The sequence below is a fragment of the Faecalibacterium sp. OF04-11AC genome (genome assembly GCF_003460645.1).
In the GTDB taxonomy this organism is placed as follows: domain Bacteria; phylum Bacillota; class Clostridia; order Oscillospirales; family Ruminococcaceae; genus Faecalibacterium; species Faecalibacterium prausnitzii_I.
On the sequence record NZ_QTVP01000018.1, the window covers coordinates 15,596 to 34,138 of the forward strand.

Genomic DNA, 18,543 nt, shown 5'->3' on the forward strand with positions numbered 1-18,543 from the left:
CAGCGGTGTTTTTCATTTTATGACAGCGACGTTTGCAACGCCGTAGCGCTTCATCAGCGTAACGGCCTCTCTGCTGACCATTTCCCCGCTGACCACGATGGGGATGGCGGGCGGGCAGGAGACGGTGGGCATGGCGCAGACACGGCCCAGGGCTTCCTCTGCCGGGACGACCTCCTGCGGGGCAAGGATGGCTTCCCGGATGGTGCACCGGGGGCCATTTTCCGCCAGTTGCCGGGCCAGGGCCGCAAAGTTCCCGGCAGTGTCTTCTTCCGCCGGGGCACTGCCCAGCGGGCGGGCCGTACAGCAGGCGGTGATGGCCTCCCGCAGGCGGTCATAATCCTGCGGCGGGTTCTCCGGCGTAAACATCAGCACGAGATAGCGCGGGTCGGCATACTCGCACTCGATGCCATGCTGGCGCAGCACCTCGGCCAGTGCCTGCCCGGAACAACCCAGCGCGGCGGCATCCAGCGTCAGCTTGAGGGGCTCCCGGTCCGGGGGATTCCCGGGTAACGCCAGCGGGAGCACAGCCCCGTGGGCTGCAGCTGTCTCATTCAGGGCTTTGCGCAGGGCTTCCAGCGCTGCACAGCACCCGGCCAGCCGGGCCCGGTAATCCCCGGCCAGCACCGCGTTGCACTGGTCCAGCGACTGCAAAATGAGGTAAGACGGGCTGGTGGAGCCAAAGAGGTTGAGGGTATTGCGGACGGTTGCCTCGTCCTGCATGGGGGCATCCGGGCCCAGATGCAGGTAGGCCCCGCCTGTCAGGACCGGCAGAGTCTTGTGGCCGGAATCGCAGCACATGGCCGCCCCCAGTGCAATGGGGTGGCGGCTGCCGCCGGGCAGAAAGTGCAGGTACGCCCCGTGGGCGTTATCCACCAGCAGGGGCACGCCCCGCGCCTTGCAGACGGCTGCCAGCCCGGCGATATCCTGCACGCTGCCCAGATAATCCGGGCTGGTGACGTAGACGCCAAAGGGCCGTGTTCCCTGCCCTGCCAGCGTTTGCAGGGCCCTGCGCAGGGCTTCCGGCGTCACCGGGCAGCTGCACAGCGCCCCGGATGCTTCCGGGGCCGGCCAGAGCCACTGGATGTCGAAATCCAGCAGGGCGGCGGCATAGAGCAGGGCCTTGTGGGCATTGCGGGCCGCCAGCAGCACCGGGCGCTTCCCTGTTTTGGGAGCCCTCCGCAGGGCCAGCGCCAGCATGGCCCGGATACACTGGGACGAGCCCTCCGTGCTGTAATAAGTGCGCGCCGTGCCGAAAAGGGCCGTGGCGTTGGCTTCGCTCCGGGCAATGATACCCTCGGCCTCGTACAGCTCATCGGCCCCTTTGATCTCGGTGATGTCCCAGGCCTCACAGCCCAGAAACGGCTGGCCCTTATGGCCGGGCATGTGCAGGCGGCTGGTGCCGGACCGCGCATACTGCCGCACAAAATCCACGATGGGGGTGGTCATGGAGCTCATTCGCAGGCTTCGCCGGTGGCGCAGGCATTGCACTGGCCGCCGATCTCAATGGGCACCTCGATGCCCTGGGCAGCCAGCTCCTGGTTTTCGGCCACCTTGATCATGATGGCGCACTCCATCCGCTTGCGGAACAGCTCACAGCCGTACTCATACACGCCCTTGATGCTGCCCGTGGCGTGGTAGCCGTTGGCCGCACAGCCGCCGGAGCAGTAGAGCTTGGCCCAGCAATCCTTGCACTCCTTGCGGGCATAGGCGTTGCAGTGCTTGAACTCATCCCGGATCTCGGTATTGGTGACACCTTTCCAGATATCGCCCATGAGGTACTTGGGGTCGCCGACGAACTGGTGGCAGGGGTACAGGTCGCCCCAGGGGGTAACGGCCATGTACTCGGTGCCGGAACCGCAGCCCGAAATGCGCTTGTAGATGCAGGGGCCGCCGGTCAGGTCGATCATGTAGTGGTAGAACGTGAAGCCGCGGCCCTCGCGGTCCCGCTTGATCATCTCTTTGGCCAGGATCTCATACTGCTCCTTGAGGATGGGCAGATCTTCCGCGGTCAGGGCGCTGGGATCGTCCGGCTTGCAGACCACGGGCTCCATGCTCAGCTCGGTAAAGCCGAGGTCGGCCATGTGGAAGATGTCGTTGGTAAAGTCGGTGTTGAAATGGGTGTAAGTGCCGCGCATGTAGTAGTTTTTATCACCGCGCTTCTTGACGAACTCCTGGAACTTGGGCACGATGGCATCATAGCTGCCGTGGCCCGCGTAATCCTTGCGGAAGCGGTCGTGGACTTCCTTGCGGCCGTCCAGGCTCAGAACGACATTGTGGCACTCCTTGTTGCAGAAATCAATGACATCGTCGTCGATGAGCATGCCGTTGGTGGTCATGGTGAAACGGAAATTCTTGTTGTGGATCTTCTCCTGCTCACGGCAGTAGGCCACCAGCTTTTTGACCATATCGAAATTCATCAGCGGCTCACCGCCGAAGAAATCGACTTCGAGGTTGCGGCGGGTGCCGCTGTTCTCAATGAGGAAATCCATGGCGCGCTTGCCCACCTCAAAGCTCATGAGGCACGCTCGCCCTCATAACGGCCCTGGGAAGCAAAGCAGTAGGAGCAGTTCAGGTTACAGGTGTGGGCCACATGCAGGCAGAGAGCTTTGACCACGGTGTTGCGGTTCTTAAAGTCAAATGCCATATCCTCGTAGACATCCGGGCTCCACAGCTTGCCCGCCTCTTTCAGGGCGGTGACATCATCGATGCACTGGCGCAGGTCTTCCTCGGTGACGTCGGGCCGGTCGCCATATTTTTCCATCATGGCAGACACGATCTCGTCCGGGGTGTGGTCTGCATACATGGCGATCACATCATACGCCACATCGTCCACCACATGTACGGAACCGCTGCAGGTATCCAGCACGATGTTATATCCATTCAATTGATACTGATGTACCATTTTTACCTCCATACCATAAAAAAATGCCGCCCGGCAAAGGCGGCATAAGGTTTGCAAAAATTACTTATTGCTGTTCTCGCACTGCTGGTTAGCCACGCCGCAGGAGGTCTTGCAAGCGGACTGGCAGGAAGTCTGGCACTCGCCGCAGCCGCCGGTCTTAACGCTCTTAGTCAGGTCACGAGTAGCGATAGTCTTAATACGTTCCATAATAGAAAACCTCTCTAGCTCCATAGTTTCGTGCACGGAACCACCCGCACACCATGTTATCTTTATGTATGATAACACGCACGGGGGCTGATGTCAAGATTTTTAGGGGGCTTTTATCACCATCACCGCTTGGGGAGCTTTCTCTTCGGACACGAGGACGAGTTGCGGCTCCCAGCATCCGCTTCGCTTGCGCTTGCGTTTTGCTGGCCGCGGCCCCAACAACAATTCCCTGATTCCGCCACTGGCGGCGGTCATTGTTGTTGCAGGCCATTCCATCGCCCGCCCTACTGCCTGCGGCAGCAGGGTCCCACCCCAGCGGACGGTCCTCAGAGAAACTCCCCGCGCTCCCGGCATCATTCACCTCTCGATCGAGCAGGCCATCCGGTGGTACGTGTGCCGCACGCCCCGCACCGCGATGGAGTAGGCCATGATATTCTCCGGCAGGGCCATCCCGAAATAACCGGTATCGCCCAGGTGGTGGATATCGGTGCCCGCCATCTTGCACATGAGGGCAATGCGCTTTATCGTGTCGGTGTCAGCGCCCTCCTGCGAGGTGCCGATGGAAGTAATGGTCAGTGCGCCGTGCTGGTGGGCGCAGGTGATCAGGCGTTGGGCGTACTCCTGCGTGATGCCGGGCACAGTGCCGGGGGCAGGCAGGAGGATGATGTCGGCTCCGGCCTCCACAAAGGAAGCAATGTCCTGCTCTGTCATAATGTTTTCCGCCGCCTCCGAAAGGATCCCCGCCGCATGCATCTTGCCTGCCGCCAGGACGATGCTATCCCCGACGGCTTCTTTGAAACGGCGGAGCGTCTGCTCAATGGCTGTGTTGGTGACACCGACACCGGGGTTGCCCGTGAGCAGGACAAAATCAATGCCCAGCTTCTTGGCCCGCAGAGCGTTCTCCACCGTGGCGTGACGCCCGGCGGACATGGCCCACATGGGGTCCGTCTCGATCTCCGCGTCATCCGCCACGGGCTCCAGATTGATGCCGATGGGCCGCCCGGTGAGCTTTTTCAGCAGGCGGATGGTCTCCCCCGGTTCCACCGGCGGCAGGCCGTGGATGACGGGCTGCTGCACATCAAACAGATTCAGCAGCAGGATATCCGCCCCCATGGAGGCCGCAAACTCCGCGTTGGTCACATTGCCCAGCAGCGGCTGCACCGAACCGATGGTCTCGCAGGCAATGACCCGGCCCTCGCTCTTCTGGATGGACTCCAGCAGGTCAGCCTTGGTGAACTGCGCAAAATCCGAAGCGCAGCAATCCAGCATTCGTTTTGCCATAGTGGGTTCTCCCTTTTTGTTTTTCTTTTATTATACGACAGGGCAGGGGGCTTTTACAAGATAAACAAAAAAACCACCCGATTATTACCGGATGGCCAGACTGGTTGGGGATGAGAGAATCGAACTCCCACAAGTAGAGTCAGAGTCTACCGCACTACCACTATGCAAATCCCCAATATTCTGTTTTGTTTTGCGGGGTGATCCGCTCAACGTGTGCTATTATACGGAAAACGCGCGTCTTTGTCAAGCGGTTTTTTGAAAAAATTTGCACTTTTTGAAAAATCAACGCGGAGCCGTGCACAGTGCCCTGAAATGTCATCCTTTTTGTGCCCGCTGCATATACTGGAAACCAGCAGATGCAAAAAACAAAAAAGGAGGACATCCTATGGTACAAGCCGCACAAAAGCCGCAGACCCTGCTTTCCAGCCGCATCCCGCGGGACACGGAGCACGAGCGTTACCACCCGGAGCTGGAGGAGGAACTGAAAGAGTGCCTGTTCTGTCTGCGCCGCAACGAGATGATGTTTGATCTGGAGACGGACACAGACCTCATCGAGCAGCGCATCTACGAGCGGCAGGCCCTGCTGGCCCGCTACCGTTACTTACTTTCCCGCGCCCGGGAACTAGGGCTCCACACGATCTTGCAGAAGTATCAGCCACTGGGTTGATGTTCCTCATGGGAAATCAGCCTAAAATGACAGCAGCCCCCGACGGAACTCCCGCCGGGGGCTGTTTTTGTTTAAAGTAAGATGCAGATGAGGCCGGTGCAGCCCTCGTTGATGACCTGCTCCAACGTTTCCTGCATTTTGGTGCGGGCTTCCTGCGGCATGTGCAAGAGCTTGTTCTGCAGCCCGTCGTTGACCAGCTCGTGCAGACTTTTGCCAAAGATATTGGACTCCCACAGCTTGACGGGGTCGCTCTCAAAATCCTGCAAAAGGCTCTGGACTAAATCTTCGCTCTGCTTCTCGGTGCCCACAATGGGGCTGATCTCGGTATGGATGGTGGCTTTCATCATCTGGATGGAGGGGGCGCTGGCTTCCAGCCGGACGCCGTACCGCCCGCCCTGCTGGACGATCTCAGGCTGTTCCAGCGAGAGCTCGTCAATGGTGGGCATGACGATGCCATACCCGGTGGCCTCCACCTGCTCGAGGGCGGAACGAATTTTCTCGTACTCCCGGCTGGCCTTTGCCAGCGAGAGGATGCAGGGCATCAGCCCGGCCTCGTCGCCGATCTCCAGCCCGGTCTGCTCGCTGAGCACCTGATAGAAGACTTCCGGCTTCAGGATCACCGTCACCCGGACGATGCCATCAGAGAGGTTCATCCCGCTGAGAGCGGTCTGCTGGACGGCGTCACAGGCCAGCGCGGCCCCGCCGGAGGCAGAGAGGTCTTTCATCCGGGTCACCTGCTCGGAAAAGGCCATGGCGGCAGAGTACACTTCCGTCTGGAGCCAGTGGCCTTTGTCCAGCATGGTCACCCAGCGGGGCAGCGCGAAATCCAGCTCCCGCACCGGGAACTCATACAGCACCTTTTGCAGGATGGTGTTCAGTGCGGCGGCATCCAGGTCCAGACAGCTGACGGCCAGCACGCCGCGGCCATAGCTCTGCTCCAACTCGGCCGCCAGGGCCCGGGTCTCCGGGGCGTCCGGGTGGGTGCTGTTGAGGAGGATGACAAAGGGCTTGCCCAGCGCTTCCAGCTCCTGCACCACCCGCTGCTCCGCCGGGAGGTAACTTTCCCGGGGGATCTCGCTGATGGAGCCATCCGTCGTGACCACGATGCCGATGGTGGAGTGGTCGGTGATGACCTTGCGGGTACCTGTTTCTGCCGCCAGGTCAAAGGGGATCTCCTCCTCAAACCAGGGGCTCTTGACCATCCGGGGCTTGTCATCCTCCTCGTGGCCCATGGCCCCCTCCACCATGTAGCCCACACAGTCGATGAGGCGCACCCGGCACTCGCCCCCGCCCTCCAGTGCCAGCGGCACTGCCGCTTCCGGGATGAACTTGGGCTCGGTGGTCATGATGGTACGCCCCGCCGCCGACTGGGGCAGCTCATCCCGGGCGCGGAGGCGGGCGGCCTCCGGCCCCATGGCAGGCAGCACCAGCTGCTCCATAAACCGCTTGATGAATGTACTCTTCCCTGTCCGCACCGGCCCCACCACCCCGATGAGGATGTCGCCGCCCGTCCGTGCACCGATCTCCCGGCAGACCGCGTTCTGCTCCAGCATTTCCTGCTTTTCCAAAGTGCTCTCCCCTCTCGTCCTGTTTTAGCAAAGTTTATGCGGCTATCTTTCAAAAAATAACTGCTGCTTCCCGCTTTGCCAAGGCCTCTCCCTTTGGGAGAGGTGTCACCGCAGGTGACGGAGAGGGCTAGGATGCTGTCAAAAAGCAAAAACACAGCGATACGCTGCCTCTGACAAACAGAGTGCGTATCGCTGTGTTTGCGTGTTTTTCTTTGCCAGGCTCGCCCTCTCAGGCGCTAACGCGCCAGCTCTCCCAAAGGGAGAGCCTCTGGCGAGGAGGAAAATTTTACAATAAAGCAGGCACCAGCTCTGCCAGCTTTTCCGCCAGCTGAGCGTGGCCATGGCGGGTCAGGTGCATAAAGTCGATCTGATTGAACTCGCAGCCCTCGGCGTCCAGAAAGTGCACGCCCTGCCGCTCGGCGATGACGCGGAACTGCTCCGCCACACCGGCGGATCTCTCCACACAGCCCTCGCCCATGACGGGGTCGTGGAAGCCTCTTTGATACGGGGCGGGGCCACCACCAGAATGTTGGGGGCCTTGGCACCCCAGCAGTCCACGCTCTTGCACTTGAGGATGAGCCGTTCCAGACCCGCGGCGATACAGGCAGCGTTGGCGCCAAAGCGCTCCTTGACGTCGTTGGTCCCCAGCATGATGATGAGCAGGTCGATGACCTCATGGCTCTTGAGGAGGGCGTAGGCGGCGCTCAGGGCGTCCATGGATTCGTGGATGGGGTCTACAAAGACGGTCGTCCGGCCGGAGAGGCCCTCTTCGGTGACGAGATAATCGCTGCCCAGCGCGGTCTGCAGGCGGCAGGTCCAGCGTTCCTCCTCATTGAAGCGGATCCCGCCGTCGGCACAGTCCGTCGGGTCGGCACAGTAGCCGTGGGTGTTGCTGTCACCCAGGCAGAGAACATGTTTTTTCATGGTAGTTCCTCCTGTTCAGGTGTTTTCCATGGTCTGGCGGAAATAATACACAGCGCCTACCATTCCGGCGTCGTTGTGGAGCTGAGCCGCCCGGATCTCCAGCCCCTCGGCAAAGGCGGGCATGATGGAGCGCCGGACCTTTGCGGCCACCGGCTCGATGAGGAATTTTTCCTGCGCGCTGACGCCGCCGCCGATCAGGATGAGCTGCGGATTGAAGATGTGCACCATGCCCGCCAGCCCCTGCGCGATCTCGTCCGTCCAGCGTTCGATGAGATCGAGCACCAGCGGGTTGCCTGCCTCGGCCGCCGCAAAGATGGCCCGGCCCATCTTTCAGGTTGGGGTCAATGGCGTGGGCTCCCCGCACCAGAGCCGTGGTGGAGGCGTACTGCTCCCAGCAGCCCACCGCCCCGCAGGTGCAAAGCAGGCCGTGCTGGGCGTGGGTACGGTAGTGGCCCATCTCGCCGCCCAGGCCCCGGGCACCCTCCAGCAGGCGGCCCCCGGTCAGGATGCCGCCGCCGACGCCAGTGCCCAGCGTGACACCGATGACGTCGGTATAGCCCTTTGCCCCGCCGACCCAGACTTCACCCAGGCACATGCAGTTGGCGTCGTTGGCCACGGTGACGGGCCGGTGGAATTTGGCTTCCAGCTGCTCCTTGATGGAGCTGCCGATGTAGTTGGGCAGGTTGCCACAGGTGCCCACCACCACGCCGGTATGGCTGTTGATCTGGCCGGTGGCGGAAACGCCGATGCCTTCCAGCGCCCGCGGGTCTTCCCCCCGCGCGGTGAGGAACCGCTCGGCAGCGGCCAGCACCGTGGTCAGGATGGGAGTCTGCCAGCCGTCAAAGCTGACGCTCTCCTCGGCTTTGGCAAGGATGCCGCCCGTTTCGTCCACAAGGCCCAGCTTGACGCTGGTGCCGCCGATGTCAATGGCAAGATACTGTTTCATCCAGCATTCCCTTTCCTTTTGTTGTCATTTGTTCATGGCGTGGATGGCACCGGTAAAGCGGGCCGTGATCTCGGCCGGGCGGGTAATGGCGCCGCCCACCACCAGCGCAAAGGCACCGGCTTCCAGCGCCTTGACGGCCTGCTCCGGGTAGTGGATGTGGCCCTCCGCGATGACTTTGGCCGGGCACTGGGTGGCCAGCGTGTGGACGAAATCAAAATCAATGTCGTTGATGCCGGTGGTCTCGGGGGTATAGCCCCGCATGGTGGTGCCCACAAAGTCCGCTCCGGCGGCGGCGCAGGCCATGGCGTTTTCCACGTTATCGCAGTCGGCCATGAGCAGCTGGTCCGGATATTTCTCTTTGATGGCCTTGATGAACTCCGGGGAGGTCATGCCGTCCGGGCGCAGGGCGCCGGTGCCCTGCACAGCCAGGATATCCACCCCGCAGGCCACCAGCTCGTCCACTTCCTTCATGGTGACGGTGATGTACATGGGCGTGCCGGGGTAGTCCTTTTTGATGATGCCGATGACGGGCAGGTCCACCACCTGCTTGATCTGGGTAATGTCCCGCACGGTGTTGGCCCGGATGCCCACGGCCCCGCTCATGGCGGCTGCTTTGGCCATCAGGGGCATCACACCGCCCTCCTTGGTGTACAGGGGCTCGGTCTCCAATGCCTGGCAGGAGACGATGAGGCCGCCCTTGATCTGTGCAAACAGTTTTTCTTTGTCCATCATGCTTTGTCCTCCATTCTGATCTTGACGACGGCTTTGCGCACTTTCGTGCACTCCGGGCGGGCCACGCCGGGCTTGTGCAGCTCTCCGGGGAAGAAAAGGACGAACCGCCCCTCCCCCAGCGAACCCGTGACGGCGTCCGGGCTGTTCTGGAACCCGATGTCCCCCGTGAACGTCCCGACTTCCTCGCCGGGAGCCGTGGCGTAGCCCCAGCCCTCGCCGCCGGTGATGTCGATTTGCAGGTCCGCATAGCGGCGGTGGTACTCAGGGTTTGCCCCCTCGCCCGGTTTCAGGTCAGCCTCCATCACATTGATGAAGATGTTCTCCCCGTCCACTTCGGTGCGGCCCAGTGGCAGGTCGGCCAGGGTGTGGCCCACACAGTAGGCGGTGAGGTAATCAATGGCGGTATCGAGGTTTTCATGGAAGCCCCGGTAGCGGTTCAGATGTTCCAGCGTATCGCAGATCATGATGTTTTCTCCGTTTTTGTGTTGTGATAAAACCAGAAACAGCGCCTGCCCTCTCCCCTCAAAAATGAGACGGAGAGGGGGCGCGGTTTCCGGGAACAGGGGTTACAGTTTTGCGATGGCGGCCTCGATCATGGCCTGTGCCTGCGCGACGATCTTCTCATCCTCGCAGGCCAGGTTGGGCATGGGAGCGCGGACGCCGCCCAGCTCCAGGCCGTACATCCGGCGCAGGATCTCTTTCTGCACCGCGTAGAGGTTGCCGTGGGCCTCGCACATCTTATAAATGATGCGGTCGGCATCGTACTGGATGGCGCGGGCCTTTTCGATCTCGCCCTTGTTGATGTGGTCGTTCATGGCCAGATACAACTCGGGCATAACGGCGTAAGTGCCGCCGATGCCGCCGTCGGCACCAATGACACGGCCGGAGACGAACTGCTCATCCGGCCCGTTGAAGACCACGAAGCTGCCCTCGCCCCGGGCGGCGATGCCGGCATCCTTGAACATCTGGATGTCCTGAGTGGGCATGGAGCTGTTCTTGACGGCGACGACGTTGGGGTTCTTGAGCATCTCATGCAGCAGGCTCATGGTCAGGCCGGTGCCTGCCAGCTGGGGGATGTTATAGATGACGAAATCCGTGTGGGGGGCGGCAGCGGACATGTCATTCCAATACTTGGCAATGGCATACTCAGGCAGGTGGAAGTAGATGGGCGGGATGGAAGCAATGGCGTCCACGCCCACGCTCTCGGCATGGGCTGCCAGCTCCACGCTGTCGGCGGTATTGTTGCAGCCGACATGGGCAATGACGGTGATCTTCCCTTTGGCCTCGCTCATGACAGCTTCCAGCAGCTTCTTGCGCTCATCGGGGTGCTGGTAGATGCACTCACCGGAGGAGCCGCCCACATAGACGCCCTTGACGCCCTTGGCGATCAGGTGGCGGGTCAGGGCTTTCGCGCCCTCCGTGGAAATATTGCCCTCTGCATCATAGCAGGCATAGAACGCGGGGATGACGCCGCAGTATTTGGTTAAGTCTTTCATGATTTCTTCTCCTTTTTATCCCTTAACGGCACCCATTGCGATGCCCTTGGTAAAGTATTTCTGGAAGATGAGGAAGATGATGATGATGGGCACAGCGGCCAGCGCGGCACCGGCCATGATCAGGCCGAAGTCGGTGCTGTTTTCCGCCTGCAGCTTAGCAATGCCCAGCGAGATGGTCAGGTTGCTGGTGCTGGACAGCATGATCAGCTGCATGAAGTAGTCGTTCCAGCTGTTGATGAACGTGAAGATGGCCAGCGCGCCGATGCCCGGCTTGACCATAGGCAGCACGATGCTGATAAAGGTCTTGGCCTCGCTGGCGCCATCGATGCGGGCCGCTTCCAGCATCTCGGTGGGGATGCCCTCACTGAACTGCTTCATCAGGAAGACACCGAAAGGCCAGCCGACGATGGGGAAAATGACCGCCCAGATGGTGTTATACAGGTTGAGGGAGCTCATCTCGCGCAGCAGGGGGATCAGGATGACCTGCTTGGGCAGAGCCATGGCGCAGACGATGAGGGTGAACAGCAGCTTGCGGCCCACGAAGCGCTTCTTGGCCAGTGCATAGCCTGCCATGGCAGCCGTTGCACAGGTGAGGATCATGGAGACGACCGCCATGAAGACGGTGTTGACCATCCAGCGGATGGCCGCCGGGACGGTGGGGCCGACCGAGAAGTAGATGGGCTCGCCGTCGGCGCTGAAACGGCTGCCGAACGGCACGGCCAGCTGCCACAGCGGAGCGCTTTTGCCCGCAAACAGTTTCTGGTAGTTGGTGAGCACCCACTCACTGGGCCACCACTCCGGGGTGGTGGAGTTGATGGCCGCGCCCGTTTTGAACGAGCCGGTGATGATCCAGTACAGCGGGAACGCGAACAGCACCGCCATGATGCTGATGAGGATGATGGCAAGGATCATGTAGGCGCTCATCCGCTTGAGTTTGCTGGGGTGACGCTTTAAGGGCTTTTGCTTTTTTGCAGTTGCACTCATTTCCGGCACCTCCTTTAATTATCCTGGTTGCCCAGCTTGAACTGGACCGCCGACAGGATGGCAATGATGACCGCCAGCACCACGCCCATGGCGTTGCCGTAGCCGTAGCGGTAGAGCTTGAACGCGGTGTAGTAGATGTAGTACATGATGGTATCGGTGCTGTGGTTGGGGCCGCCGGACGTCAGCAGCTGGATCAGCGCAAAGCACTGGAACGAGTTGATGGTGGTGATGACCAGGATGTACAGGGTGGTGGGCATGATGGCGGGCCACTTGATCTTCCAGAACGCCTGGAAATCGTTCGCGCCGTCCACCTCCGCCGCTTCCACGATGGACTGATCGACGTTGCCCAGGGCGGAGACATACAGGACGATGGGCTGGCCCACCGAGGTGGTGAGCAGGATGAGGATGATGCAGCCCAGGGCGTATTTTTCATCGCCCAGCCAGTTGATGTTCTTATCAATGAGGCCGACGGCTTTGCCCAGGTAGTTGAAGATGCCGTAGTAGTTGTTGTACATCCACTTCCACACCACGGTAACGGCCACGGAGCCGGTGACCACCGGCAGGTAGAACACGCAGCGGAAGAGGCTGGTGGCCCACTCCGGCAGGTCTACGATGGCGGAGGACACCCACAGCGAGAACGCGCAGGTGACGGGCACCGAGACGATGACGATGATGAACGTATTTTTGAGCGCGCCAATGAAGACGGGGTCACTGAACAGTTCTTTATAGTTTGCCAGGCCCACGAAAACATCGGCACGGTTCATGGTGGAGTCAAAGAAGCTTGTGACCACGCAGAGCACCATGGGATAGATGACGAACCCCAGGAAGAAGATCAGGCTGGGTAGCAGGAACAGGTAGGAGGCAATGGTCTCCTGCCGGACCAGTGCGCTGCTGCGTTTTGGCTCTTCGATCTTTACAGTCTTTGCTGCCAAAAAAATCACCAAACCTTTCTTTCCGGCATGTGCACCGGTTTCTTACACAAAATGCCCCTCCCTCGCCGGGATGTTCGAGGGAGGGGCACAAAGTTTACCTTGATCTGCCCTCAGGCAGGCTCGTTATGCCTCGGCAGCAGCGGCTGCATTGGCGTTGTCGCAGAACGTCTTGACGGCAGTGGTCACATCCTCACCGGTGCCAACACGCTGGAGCATGTTCCACCACTCGGTACGGGCGGTTGCCCAGCCCGGGGTGATCTGGTAGTAATCGCCCAGGTAGTTCATGAACTTGCTATACTCGCTCATGATCTCGTTGCCGGCGTAGATGTCGCCCACGCTTGCACGGACCGGGAAGTAAGTGGAAGCCAGAACGCTTGCACCCACCTGATCGGGGTCGGCCGCGATGAAGTCGATAAAGGTCTTGGCTGCTTCGATCTTGGCGTCATCGCCGTTATTGAAGATGCCAAAGCCCCAGATACCGCCGCAGAGCTTCGGGTCGCCGCTTGCGGTGGGGAATGCCATGGGGAAGATCTCATCGCCGCTGTTGGTCAGGCCGGCGTCGTTGTTGTCGGTGTTGAGCTGCTGGGCAATGTTCCAGCAGAACGCCATCTGCAGGGTTCCGTTGCGGAAGAGGGTGATCTCTTCGCCGCCGTTGATGGAAGCGTCAAAGTTGATGCCGTCGGCGTCGTGCAGAGCCTGGATGGCCTTGATGTTCTCAGCGGAATCCGCAGTGTACTTGGTGTGGGCCGCATCGGTAAAGGTGCCGCCGTACATGTTGTTGATGATGGCGCGGGTGCCCTGGTCGCCGCCCTGGCCGCTGCAGTAGATGGCTGCCACGTTCTCGTAGCCGCCCTTGTACAGAGCATCCACGGTAGCCAGGAAGTCATCGGTGCTCCAGGTGTGGGTATCGGTGTTGATGTACTTGTCCGCGCCCACTTCCTTCACTTTGGTCATGTTGACAGCCATGCAGTGTGCGGTCATGCACAGGGGATACTCGTAGTAATCACCGGCGTCGTTCTTGCAGGCGGATTCTACAGACTCATAGATGTCTTTCTTGGCATCGTCGGTCCACAGGTCGTTCAGCGGAGCCATGACGCCCTTGGCACCCCAGTTGGCCACCAGACGCTCGGGGCCTTCCATGATGAGGTCGGGCGCGCTGCCGCCCTCGATGGCGGTGTTGACCTGGTCGTCGCCGTTGGTGTAATCCAGATACTCCACGGTGACCTTGATATCGGGGTACTTGGCGTTGAAGCTGGCGATGATCTCCTGAACGGTCTCATCCTTGCCCCAGCCGCCGATGGGGTATGTCCACAGCTTGATGCTGGCGGCAGCGCTGCCGGAAGCCTCGGAAGAGGCAGCCGGGGCAGCGGAAGAAGCGGTGGAAGCAGCTGTGCTGGTAGAAGAACCGCCGCATGCGGCCAGAGCGCCTGCCGCGCTGAGCGCGCCAACAGCTTTCAGGAAAGAGCGGCGAGAGATACTTTTTTTCATAACAGTTTCTCCTTATTTTATCACGGTGCGGCCCCTCGTGCGGCGGGCCGTTGTTCATTGGCCTTATTATAGAAAATAATTTTCATTTTGTCCATTAGCCGCTTGTCTAATTAAAAAATTATTTTCTTGTGCATCTCGCACAACTTTCTGGGATACATCCTGTTTTTTAGCATTTTGTCCAGTTTTGTCCCCAATTGTTTTTATTTTGTAACCATTTCAGTTTCATCTCGTTCACGGGGTATGAAAATTATTTTTCAGTCAATTTGAAAGACTTTTTCATGAATAAGTATCACTCTTCACAATTTTTTGGATGCTCTGCACAGAAAACCGGGCACATTTGTGGGCAAAGCCCCACTTGTAAACCGGGCGGAATTCTTTTATACTTTTTATGGAACAGGTGTAAGAACAGTGCAGCGGGAGCCCGGCTCCCCTGCTTTATAAGGAGTAATCAAATCATGTCGATCAACTTTTGGGATCTGCTGCACCAGCGGCAGGACGAGCTGACCAAGTCCGGCCGGGCGGTAGCGGATTATCTGCTCCAGCACGCCGACGAAGCGCAGTACCTCTCCATCTCTTCCCTCGCCAAGGAGTGCAATGTGGCCGAGGCCACGGTCTTCCGCTTTTGCCGGGCACTGGGCTTTGAGGGCTACCACGAGATGCGCATTGCCCTGGCCCAGGCCAACGCCACTGGCAGCATGGTCAACCATCAGGAGCTGCAGCCCGGGGCCACCACGGCCACCCTCTGCGACCATGCCCACGCCCTTTTTATGACAGCCATCAACGGCACTCAGAACGCCCTTTCCACCGAGGCTGTGGACGAAGCGGTCAACCTGATGCGGGCGGCAAAGCAGGTATTCTGTTTAGGGCAGGGCGGCAGCATGTTACTGGCCAACGACATCTGCGCCCGCTTTTCCAGCCTTTCCACCAAGTTCCGGACGGCGGGCGACAGTCATTTGCAATTACTGACAGCCAGCCTGATGGGCCCGGAGGACGTGGTGCTCTTCGTTTCCTACTCCGGTGCCACCCGCGACATGATGGAGACCTTGCGCACGGCCAAGGACGCCGGAGCCAAAATCATTTTACTGACCCACTACGAGGACTCCCCCGGCGCGGCATTGGCGGATGTAGTGCTGCTGTGCGGGGCGCAGGAGAGCCCGCTGGACTCCGGCAGCATCCCCATCAAGGTGGCGGTGCTCTACGTCGGCGAGGTGCTGCTGCTGCGCTACATGATGGACGACCCCGAGACCGCCAACACGGCACAGGACCGCACCAGTGAAGCCGTGGCGATGAAATTGTTGTAAATCGCGCCAGGGAGCGGTCGAGCGAATGCGAGACTGAGAGGTTTCCCCTTACGAAAAAAACTTCCGAATGCCGGAACGTGACCGTTCCAGTTCGGAAGTTTTTTCTTTTTATGATACCGCGTAACAATCAAATGTAATCCGAAATATACGGAATTTTGTGGAAGAGCACGTCGTCCAGGCGCTCGGCGGCCTCTTCCCTGCCCTCGATGCGCTCCAGCTCATAGAGACGGTCGGCGGTCTTATAACCCAGCAACAGGGTGGAGAGGGTACCGATGCCCATTTTCAGCTTATACTCCGCCGGGGCATTCACTACCTTGCAGTGACCATCGGCAAAGCGGACGGTGAACGTCCGGTTATTCCAGGGCAGCAGGGTGTCCTCGATTTCCAGGTCGATGCAGAGCTCGCCGCCATCGGGGTCGCAGGGATAATCTTCCAAAAAGCTCTCCACATCCACGATGCGGCCCATCGCGTAGGGGCGGATGCTCTCCTTGATGTCGCCGTCGTCCATCTCGAAAGCGATGGGTTCACTAAAGTAAGTATTGCCATGCACCTCGTCGATCATGGAGTCGTGGGCGTGGATATACTCCCACAGGCCTTTCTGTGCCTCGCGGTTGAGGTAGATCATCTCCTTGATATGCATGATATCGTTCTTGATGAGGTAGACCATATAGCCGCAGGGCTTATCTTTCATGTTGTAGTAGACGGCCACGTTGGTGTCGTCCTCATCCCAGCGCCAGTATTCCTCCCAGGCCAGGTTATTGCGGAACAGGCACCCGTGGGTGACAGAGGCAAAGTGGGAATGGAGCTCATGGAAATCGGTGTTATCCCACGCTACCCGGCGGACATAGCCCGGGGCCTGGACTTTGGTGGGGATCTGCCGGTCCTTGATGTTGAACGAAATTTTATTGGAGACGATTTCCCACCCGAGGTGATGATACAGCGGGATGGAGTAGGGGTAGAGCAGCGCAAACGTCTTGCCCTCCTCATACATCCGGGTCAGGCCCTGGATCATCAACTTTTTCATGATGCCCTGCCCGGTGTACTCCGGGTAGGTGCAGACACTGGTGACGAAGCCGACGTGGTAGACTTCATCGTAGATGTTCATTTTCAGCGGGTAGACCGCGAACTGGGAGACGAGGGTATCGCCGTCAAAACAGCCCAGCACATCGGCGCGTTCCAGCACCGGGAATTTGGACTGCTTGATCTCATCGTCTTTCCAGCCTGTAGCCGTCAGTTCCTCCTCCGTCACCTGAAAGGTGTAGCGGAGCAGGGCGTTATACTGATCCAGGTCGTCCGTTTCCAGATAGCGCGTGGTGTAATGCTCTGCGGAGTTCATGGAATGATTGCCTCTTTTCGTTCTTTCACTTTCCCGTATTTTACTCAGTCCGTGTCGTATTCAACGGAGTCGGCGGGGGCTTCCCCGCTGCCGTCGGCGGTGTCGGTGTTATCGGAGGCTGCGGGCTGCTCCGGGGTGGCCGGGACATTCTCCACGCTGGGGTCCGCGGCAATATACACCACGATGACACTCCCGGCCTCCACGCTGGTACCCGCTTCGGCGCTGCAGGAAACGACGCATCCCGACGCATAGGAGCCGTCGTTGACCACCATGAAGCAGCTGGGCACCAAGCCCCTGCTCTCCAGCTCTTTCACGGCTCCCTCCTGGGTAAAGCCGATGACATTGGGCATCTCGATCATCTCGGGGCCCTTGCTTACCACCAGGCTGATGGTGCCGCCCTCTTCCAGCAGCTCCCCTGCCGCGGGCTCCTGCCGGATGATCTTGCCCTCGGCCACGGTGTCGCTGTATTCCAGCGTGACATAGAAGAGATAATCGCCCACATAGCTGCGGTTGTTCCGCACCTGAGCGTCATAATCCAGCCCCACGAAATCGGGCACCAGATTGGCGGGCTCGGTGATGCTGGGCTCCTCCGGCACGCTCTCGGGCGTGGTGACGGACGAAGCCCCCTGTTCCGGCAGGTGGGTACTCACAAAGCCCCAGACCGCGAGCAGGGTGAGCACAGCCAGCAAGATCAGGATGGCCGCCAGCAGGTTGCGCAGGCTGAGCAGGTGGGTGTCATCCCCGGGGTCTTTTGCCGCCGGGGCGGTCTCGGGCTTCATGGTGCGGGCCAGCTCCTGGGTGTACTCCTGAGAGGACAGGGCCTTGAACAGCTGGGGCACGGTCTGGATGCGCTCCACCGGCTTGAGCCGCAGGCCGTACTGCAAAACGTCCGAGAGGTAGACCGGCAGGGCCGGGTTGACGGTGCGGGCTTTGGGGTTGGAGTCCGACACCAGCCGCTGGGCGGCGGGCACCGGGCTCAGGCCGCAGACCATCCGATAAAAGACGGCGGCAAGGCTGTATTCATCGGTATAGCGGCCCTCAAACTCGGCGGTGGAGTATTGCTCCGGGGCCGAGAAGCCCTCGTACAGCTGCTCGTGGAGGCCGCTTCCGGCCGTGCGCAGGCCCACGGTGGCGTAGCCCGTCAGCCGGGCCCGGCCATTGTCCAGCACCCGGATGTTGGCCGGACAGATGCCCCGGTGCACCAGCCCCACCTCGTGCATGGCCGCCACGCCCTCAAACACGGGCTGCAGCATGGCACAGGCAGCGGCAGGCTCCACGGGGCCGGGGTGATCTTCCAGCCATTTCTGCAGGGGCCGTCCGCCGGGGTTCTCCATCACGGCGTAGACGGTATTGTTCTCTTCAAACACGTCCAGCACGGCTTCCAGGCCGTTGGCCGGGGTGATGCGCTGGATGGCGTGGTAGAGGTCCGCAAAGTCCATCCGGGTGGTCTTGAACAGCACCTCGCTGCCGGGTTTGGGGCGCAAATAGCAGTCCCGGCCCCGCTCGGCGGCCAGCGTCAGGGGCATATACTCCTTGACGGTGACCCGGAAGCGGCCCTTGTTCTCCACGCCCCGGTAAAGGATGCCCTCACCGTCGATGCTCTGGATCTCGCCCACGGTGTACCGCCCGGCCAGCACGGTGCCCACCGGGAGGCTGCCCGACGGGTTGCGTCCGGTCAGGCTCCGCCCGCAGTGAGGGCAGACCGGTTCCGGTGTGTCCAGCTCCTGCATACAGTACGGGCATATCCGTTTTGCGTCCATGGTGGTTCCCCCTTTGCGG

15 protein-coding genes, 1 tRNA gene and 3 pseudogenes are annotated in these 18,543 nt (G+C 60.3%); 2 read left to right on the plus strand and 17 right to left on the minus strand.

The annotated features are described in order from the left end of the window. Positions 1–12 precede the first annotated feature (12 nt). The 5 genes and pseudogenes from DXA70_RS09315 to DXA70_RS09340 all read right to left on the minus strand — a co-directional run bounded on the left by DXA70_RS09315 (position 13) and on the right by DXA70_RS09340 (position 4,565). The gene (locus DXA70_RS09315) at positions 13–1,455 is read right to left on the minus strand and encodes an amino acid decarboxylase (RefSeq protein WP_347553539.1); all 1,443 of its coding nucleotides are present in this window, start codon (positions 1,453–1,455) and stop codon (positions 13–15) included. Further along, positions 1,452–2,902 (minus strand): annotated as a pseudogene (gene scfB, locus DXA70_RS09320) (thioether cross-link-forming SCIFF peptide maturase). The gene DXA70_RS09315 and the pseudogene scfB overlap by 4 nt, the downstream one beginning before the upstream one ends. A 60-nt stretch (positions 2,903–2,962) precedes the next feature. Next, the gene (gene scfA, locus DXA70_RS09325) at positions 2,963–3,109 is read right to left on the minus strand and encodes a six-cysteine ranthipeptide SCIFF (protein WP_005926683.1); all 147 of its coding nucleotides are present in this window, start codon (positions 3,107–3,109) and stop codon (positions 2,963–2,965) included. Between the two features lie 357 nt (positions 3,110–3,466). Further along, positions 3,467–4,390 (minus strand): haloacid dehalogenase-like hydrolase, encoded by a 924-nt coding sequence (locus DXA70_RS09335; protein WP_128118294.1) that lies wholly within the window; start codon positions 4,388–4,390, stop codon positions 3,467–3,469. Between the two features lie 101 nt (positions 4,391–4,491). After that, positions 4,492–4,565, minus strand: a tRNA-Gln gene (locus DXA70_RS09340). Positions 4,566–4,775: 210 nt separating this feature from the next. On the opposite strand from DXA70_RS09340, the gene DXA70_RS09345 reads away from it, so the two are divergent. Beyond that, positions 4,776–5,057 carry a DUF2508 family protein gene (locus DXA70_RS09345; RefSeq protein WP_022257742.1) on the plus strand — a complete coding sequence of 94 codons (282 nt, stop codon included), beginning with the start codon at positions 4,776–4,778 and terminating at the stop codon, positions 5,055–5,057. 71 nt (positions 5,058–5,128) lie between these two features. Here DXA70_RS09345 and spoIVA read toward each other — a convergent pair whose 3' ends face one another. From spoIVA to DXA70_RS09390, 10 genes and pseudogenes are all read right to left on the minus strand, one after another. After that, positions 5,129–6,625 (minus strand): stage IV sporulation protein A, encoded by a 1,497-nt coding sequence (gene spoIVA, locus DXA70_RS09350; RefSeq protein WP_128118295.1) that lies wholly within the window; start codon positions 6,623–6,625, stop codon positions 5,129–5,131. A gap of 286 nt (positions 6,626–6,911) precedes the next feature. Next, positions 6,912–7,549 (minus strand): annotated as a pseudogene (locus DXA70_RS09355) (GDSL-type esterase/lipase family protein). A 15-nt stretch (positions 7,550–7,564) separates the two neighbouring features. Next, positions 7,565–7,876 carry an ROK family protein gene (locus DXA70_RS15475; protein WP_347553540.1) on the minus strand — a complete coding sequence of 104 codons (312 nt, stop codon included), beginning with the start codon at positions 7,874–7,876 and terminating at the stop codon, positions 7,565–7,567. Positions 7,877–7,961: 85 nt separating this feature from the next. Further along, positions 7,962–8,495, minus strand: a pseudogene (locus tag DXA70_RS15480) (ROK family protein); the annotation flags it as partial. A 24-nt stretch (positions 8,496–8,519) separates the two neighbouring features. Further along, positions 8,520–9,224, minus strand: a complete 705-nt coding sequence (locus DXA70_RS09365; protein ID WP_128118310.1) for an N-acetylmannosamine-6-phosphate 2-epimerase — start codon at positions 9,222–9,224, stop codon at positions 8,520–8,522. Beyond that, positions 9,224–9,691, minus strand: coding sequence for a YhcH/YjgK/YiaL family protein (locus DXA70_RS09370; RefSeq protein WP_128118296.1), 468 nt, complete (start codon positions 9,689–9,691; stop codon positions 9,224–9,226). The genes DXA70_RS09365 and DXA70_RS09370 overlap by 1 nt, the downstream gene beginning before the upstream one ends. A 102-nt stretch (positions 9,692–9,793) precedes the next feature. Beyond that, a complete protein-coding gene (locus DXA70_RS09375) occupies positions 9,794–10,723 on the minus strand; it encodes a dihydrodipicolinate synthase family protein (RefSeq protein WP_128118297.1) in 930 nt (309 codons plus the stop codon). A 15-nt stretch (positions 10,724–10,738) separates the two neighbouring features. Beyond that, entirely contained in the window at positions 10,739–11,707 is a 969-nt protein-coding gene (locus DXA70_RS09380) for a carbohydrate ABC transporter permease (RefSeq protein ID WP_112114736.1), read from the minus strand. A 14-nt stretch (positions 11,708–11,721) separates the two neighbouring features. Beyond that, positions 11,722–12,648 carry a sugar ABC transporter permease gene (locus DXA70_RS09385; protein WP_181566960.1) on the minus strand — a complete coding sequence of 309 codons (927 nt, stop codon included), beginning with the start codon at positions 12,646–12,648 and terminating at the stop codon, positions 11,722–11,724. 114 nt (positions 12,649–12,762) lie between these two features. After that, complete coding sequence (locus DXA70_RS09390; protein WP_128118298.1) at positions 12,763–14,127, minus strand: extracellular solute-binding protein; 1,365 nt, start codon at positions 14,125–14,127, stop codon at positions 12,763–12,765. A gap of 455 nt (positions 14,128–14,582) precedes the next feature. Here DXA70_RS09390 and DXA70_RS09395 point away from each other — a divergent pair, with 455 nt between their 5' ends. Continuing rightward, entirely contained in the window at positions 14,583–15,428 is an 846-nt protein-coding gene (locus DXA70_RS09395) for a MurR/RpiR family transcriptional regulator (protein WP_128118299.1), read from the plus strand. Positions 15,429–15,555: 127 nt separating this feature from the next. Here the strand turns inward: DXA70_RS09395 and DXA70_RS09400 are convergent, their stop codons facing one another. After that, the gene (locus DXA70_RS09400) at positions 15,556–16,764 is read right to left on the minus strand and encodes a GNAT family N-acetyltransferase (protein ID WP_112114733.1); all 1,209 of its coding nucleotides are present in this window, start codon (positions 16,762–16,764) and stop codon (positions 15,556–15,558) included. Positions 16,765–16,808: 44 nt separating this feature from the next. Beyond that, complete coding sequence (locus DXA70_RS09405; RefSeq protein WP_128118300.1) at positions 16,809–18,524, minus strand: PASTA domain-containing protein; 1,716 nt, start codon at positions 18,522–18,524, stop codon at positions 16,809–16,811. Positions 18,525–18,543 lie beyond the last annotated feature (19 nt).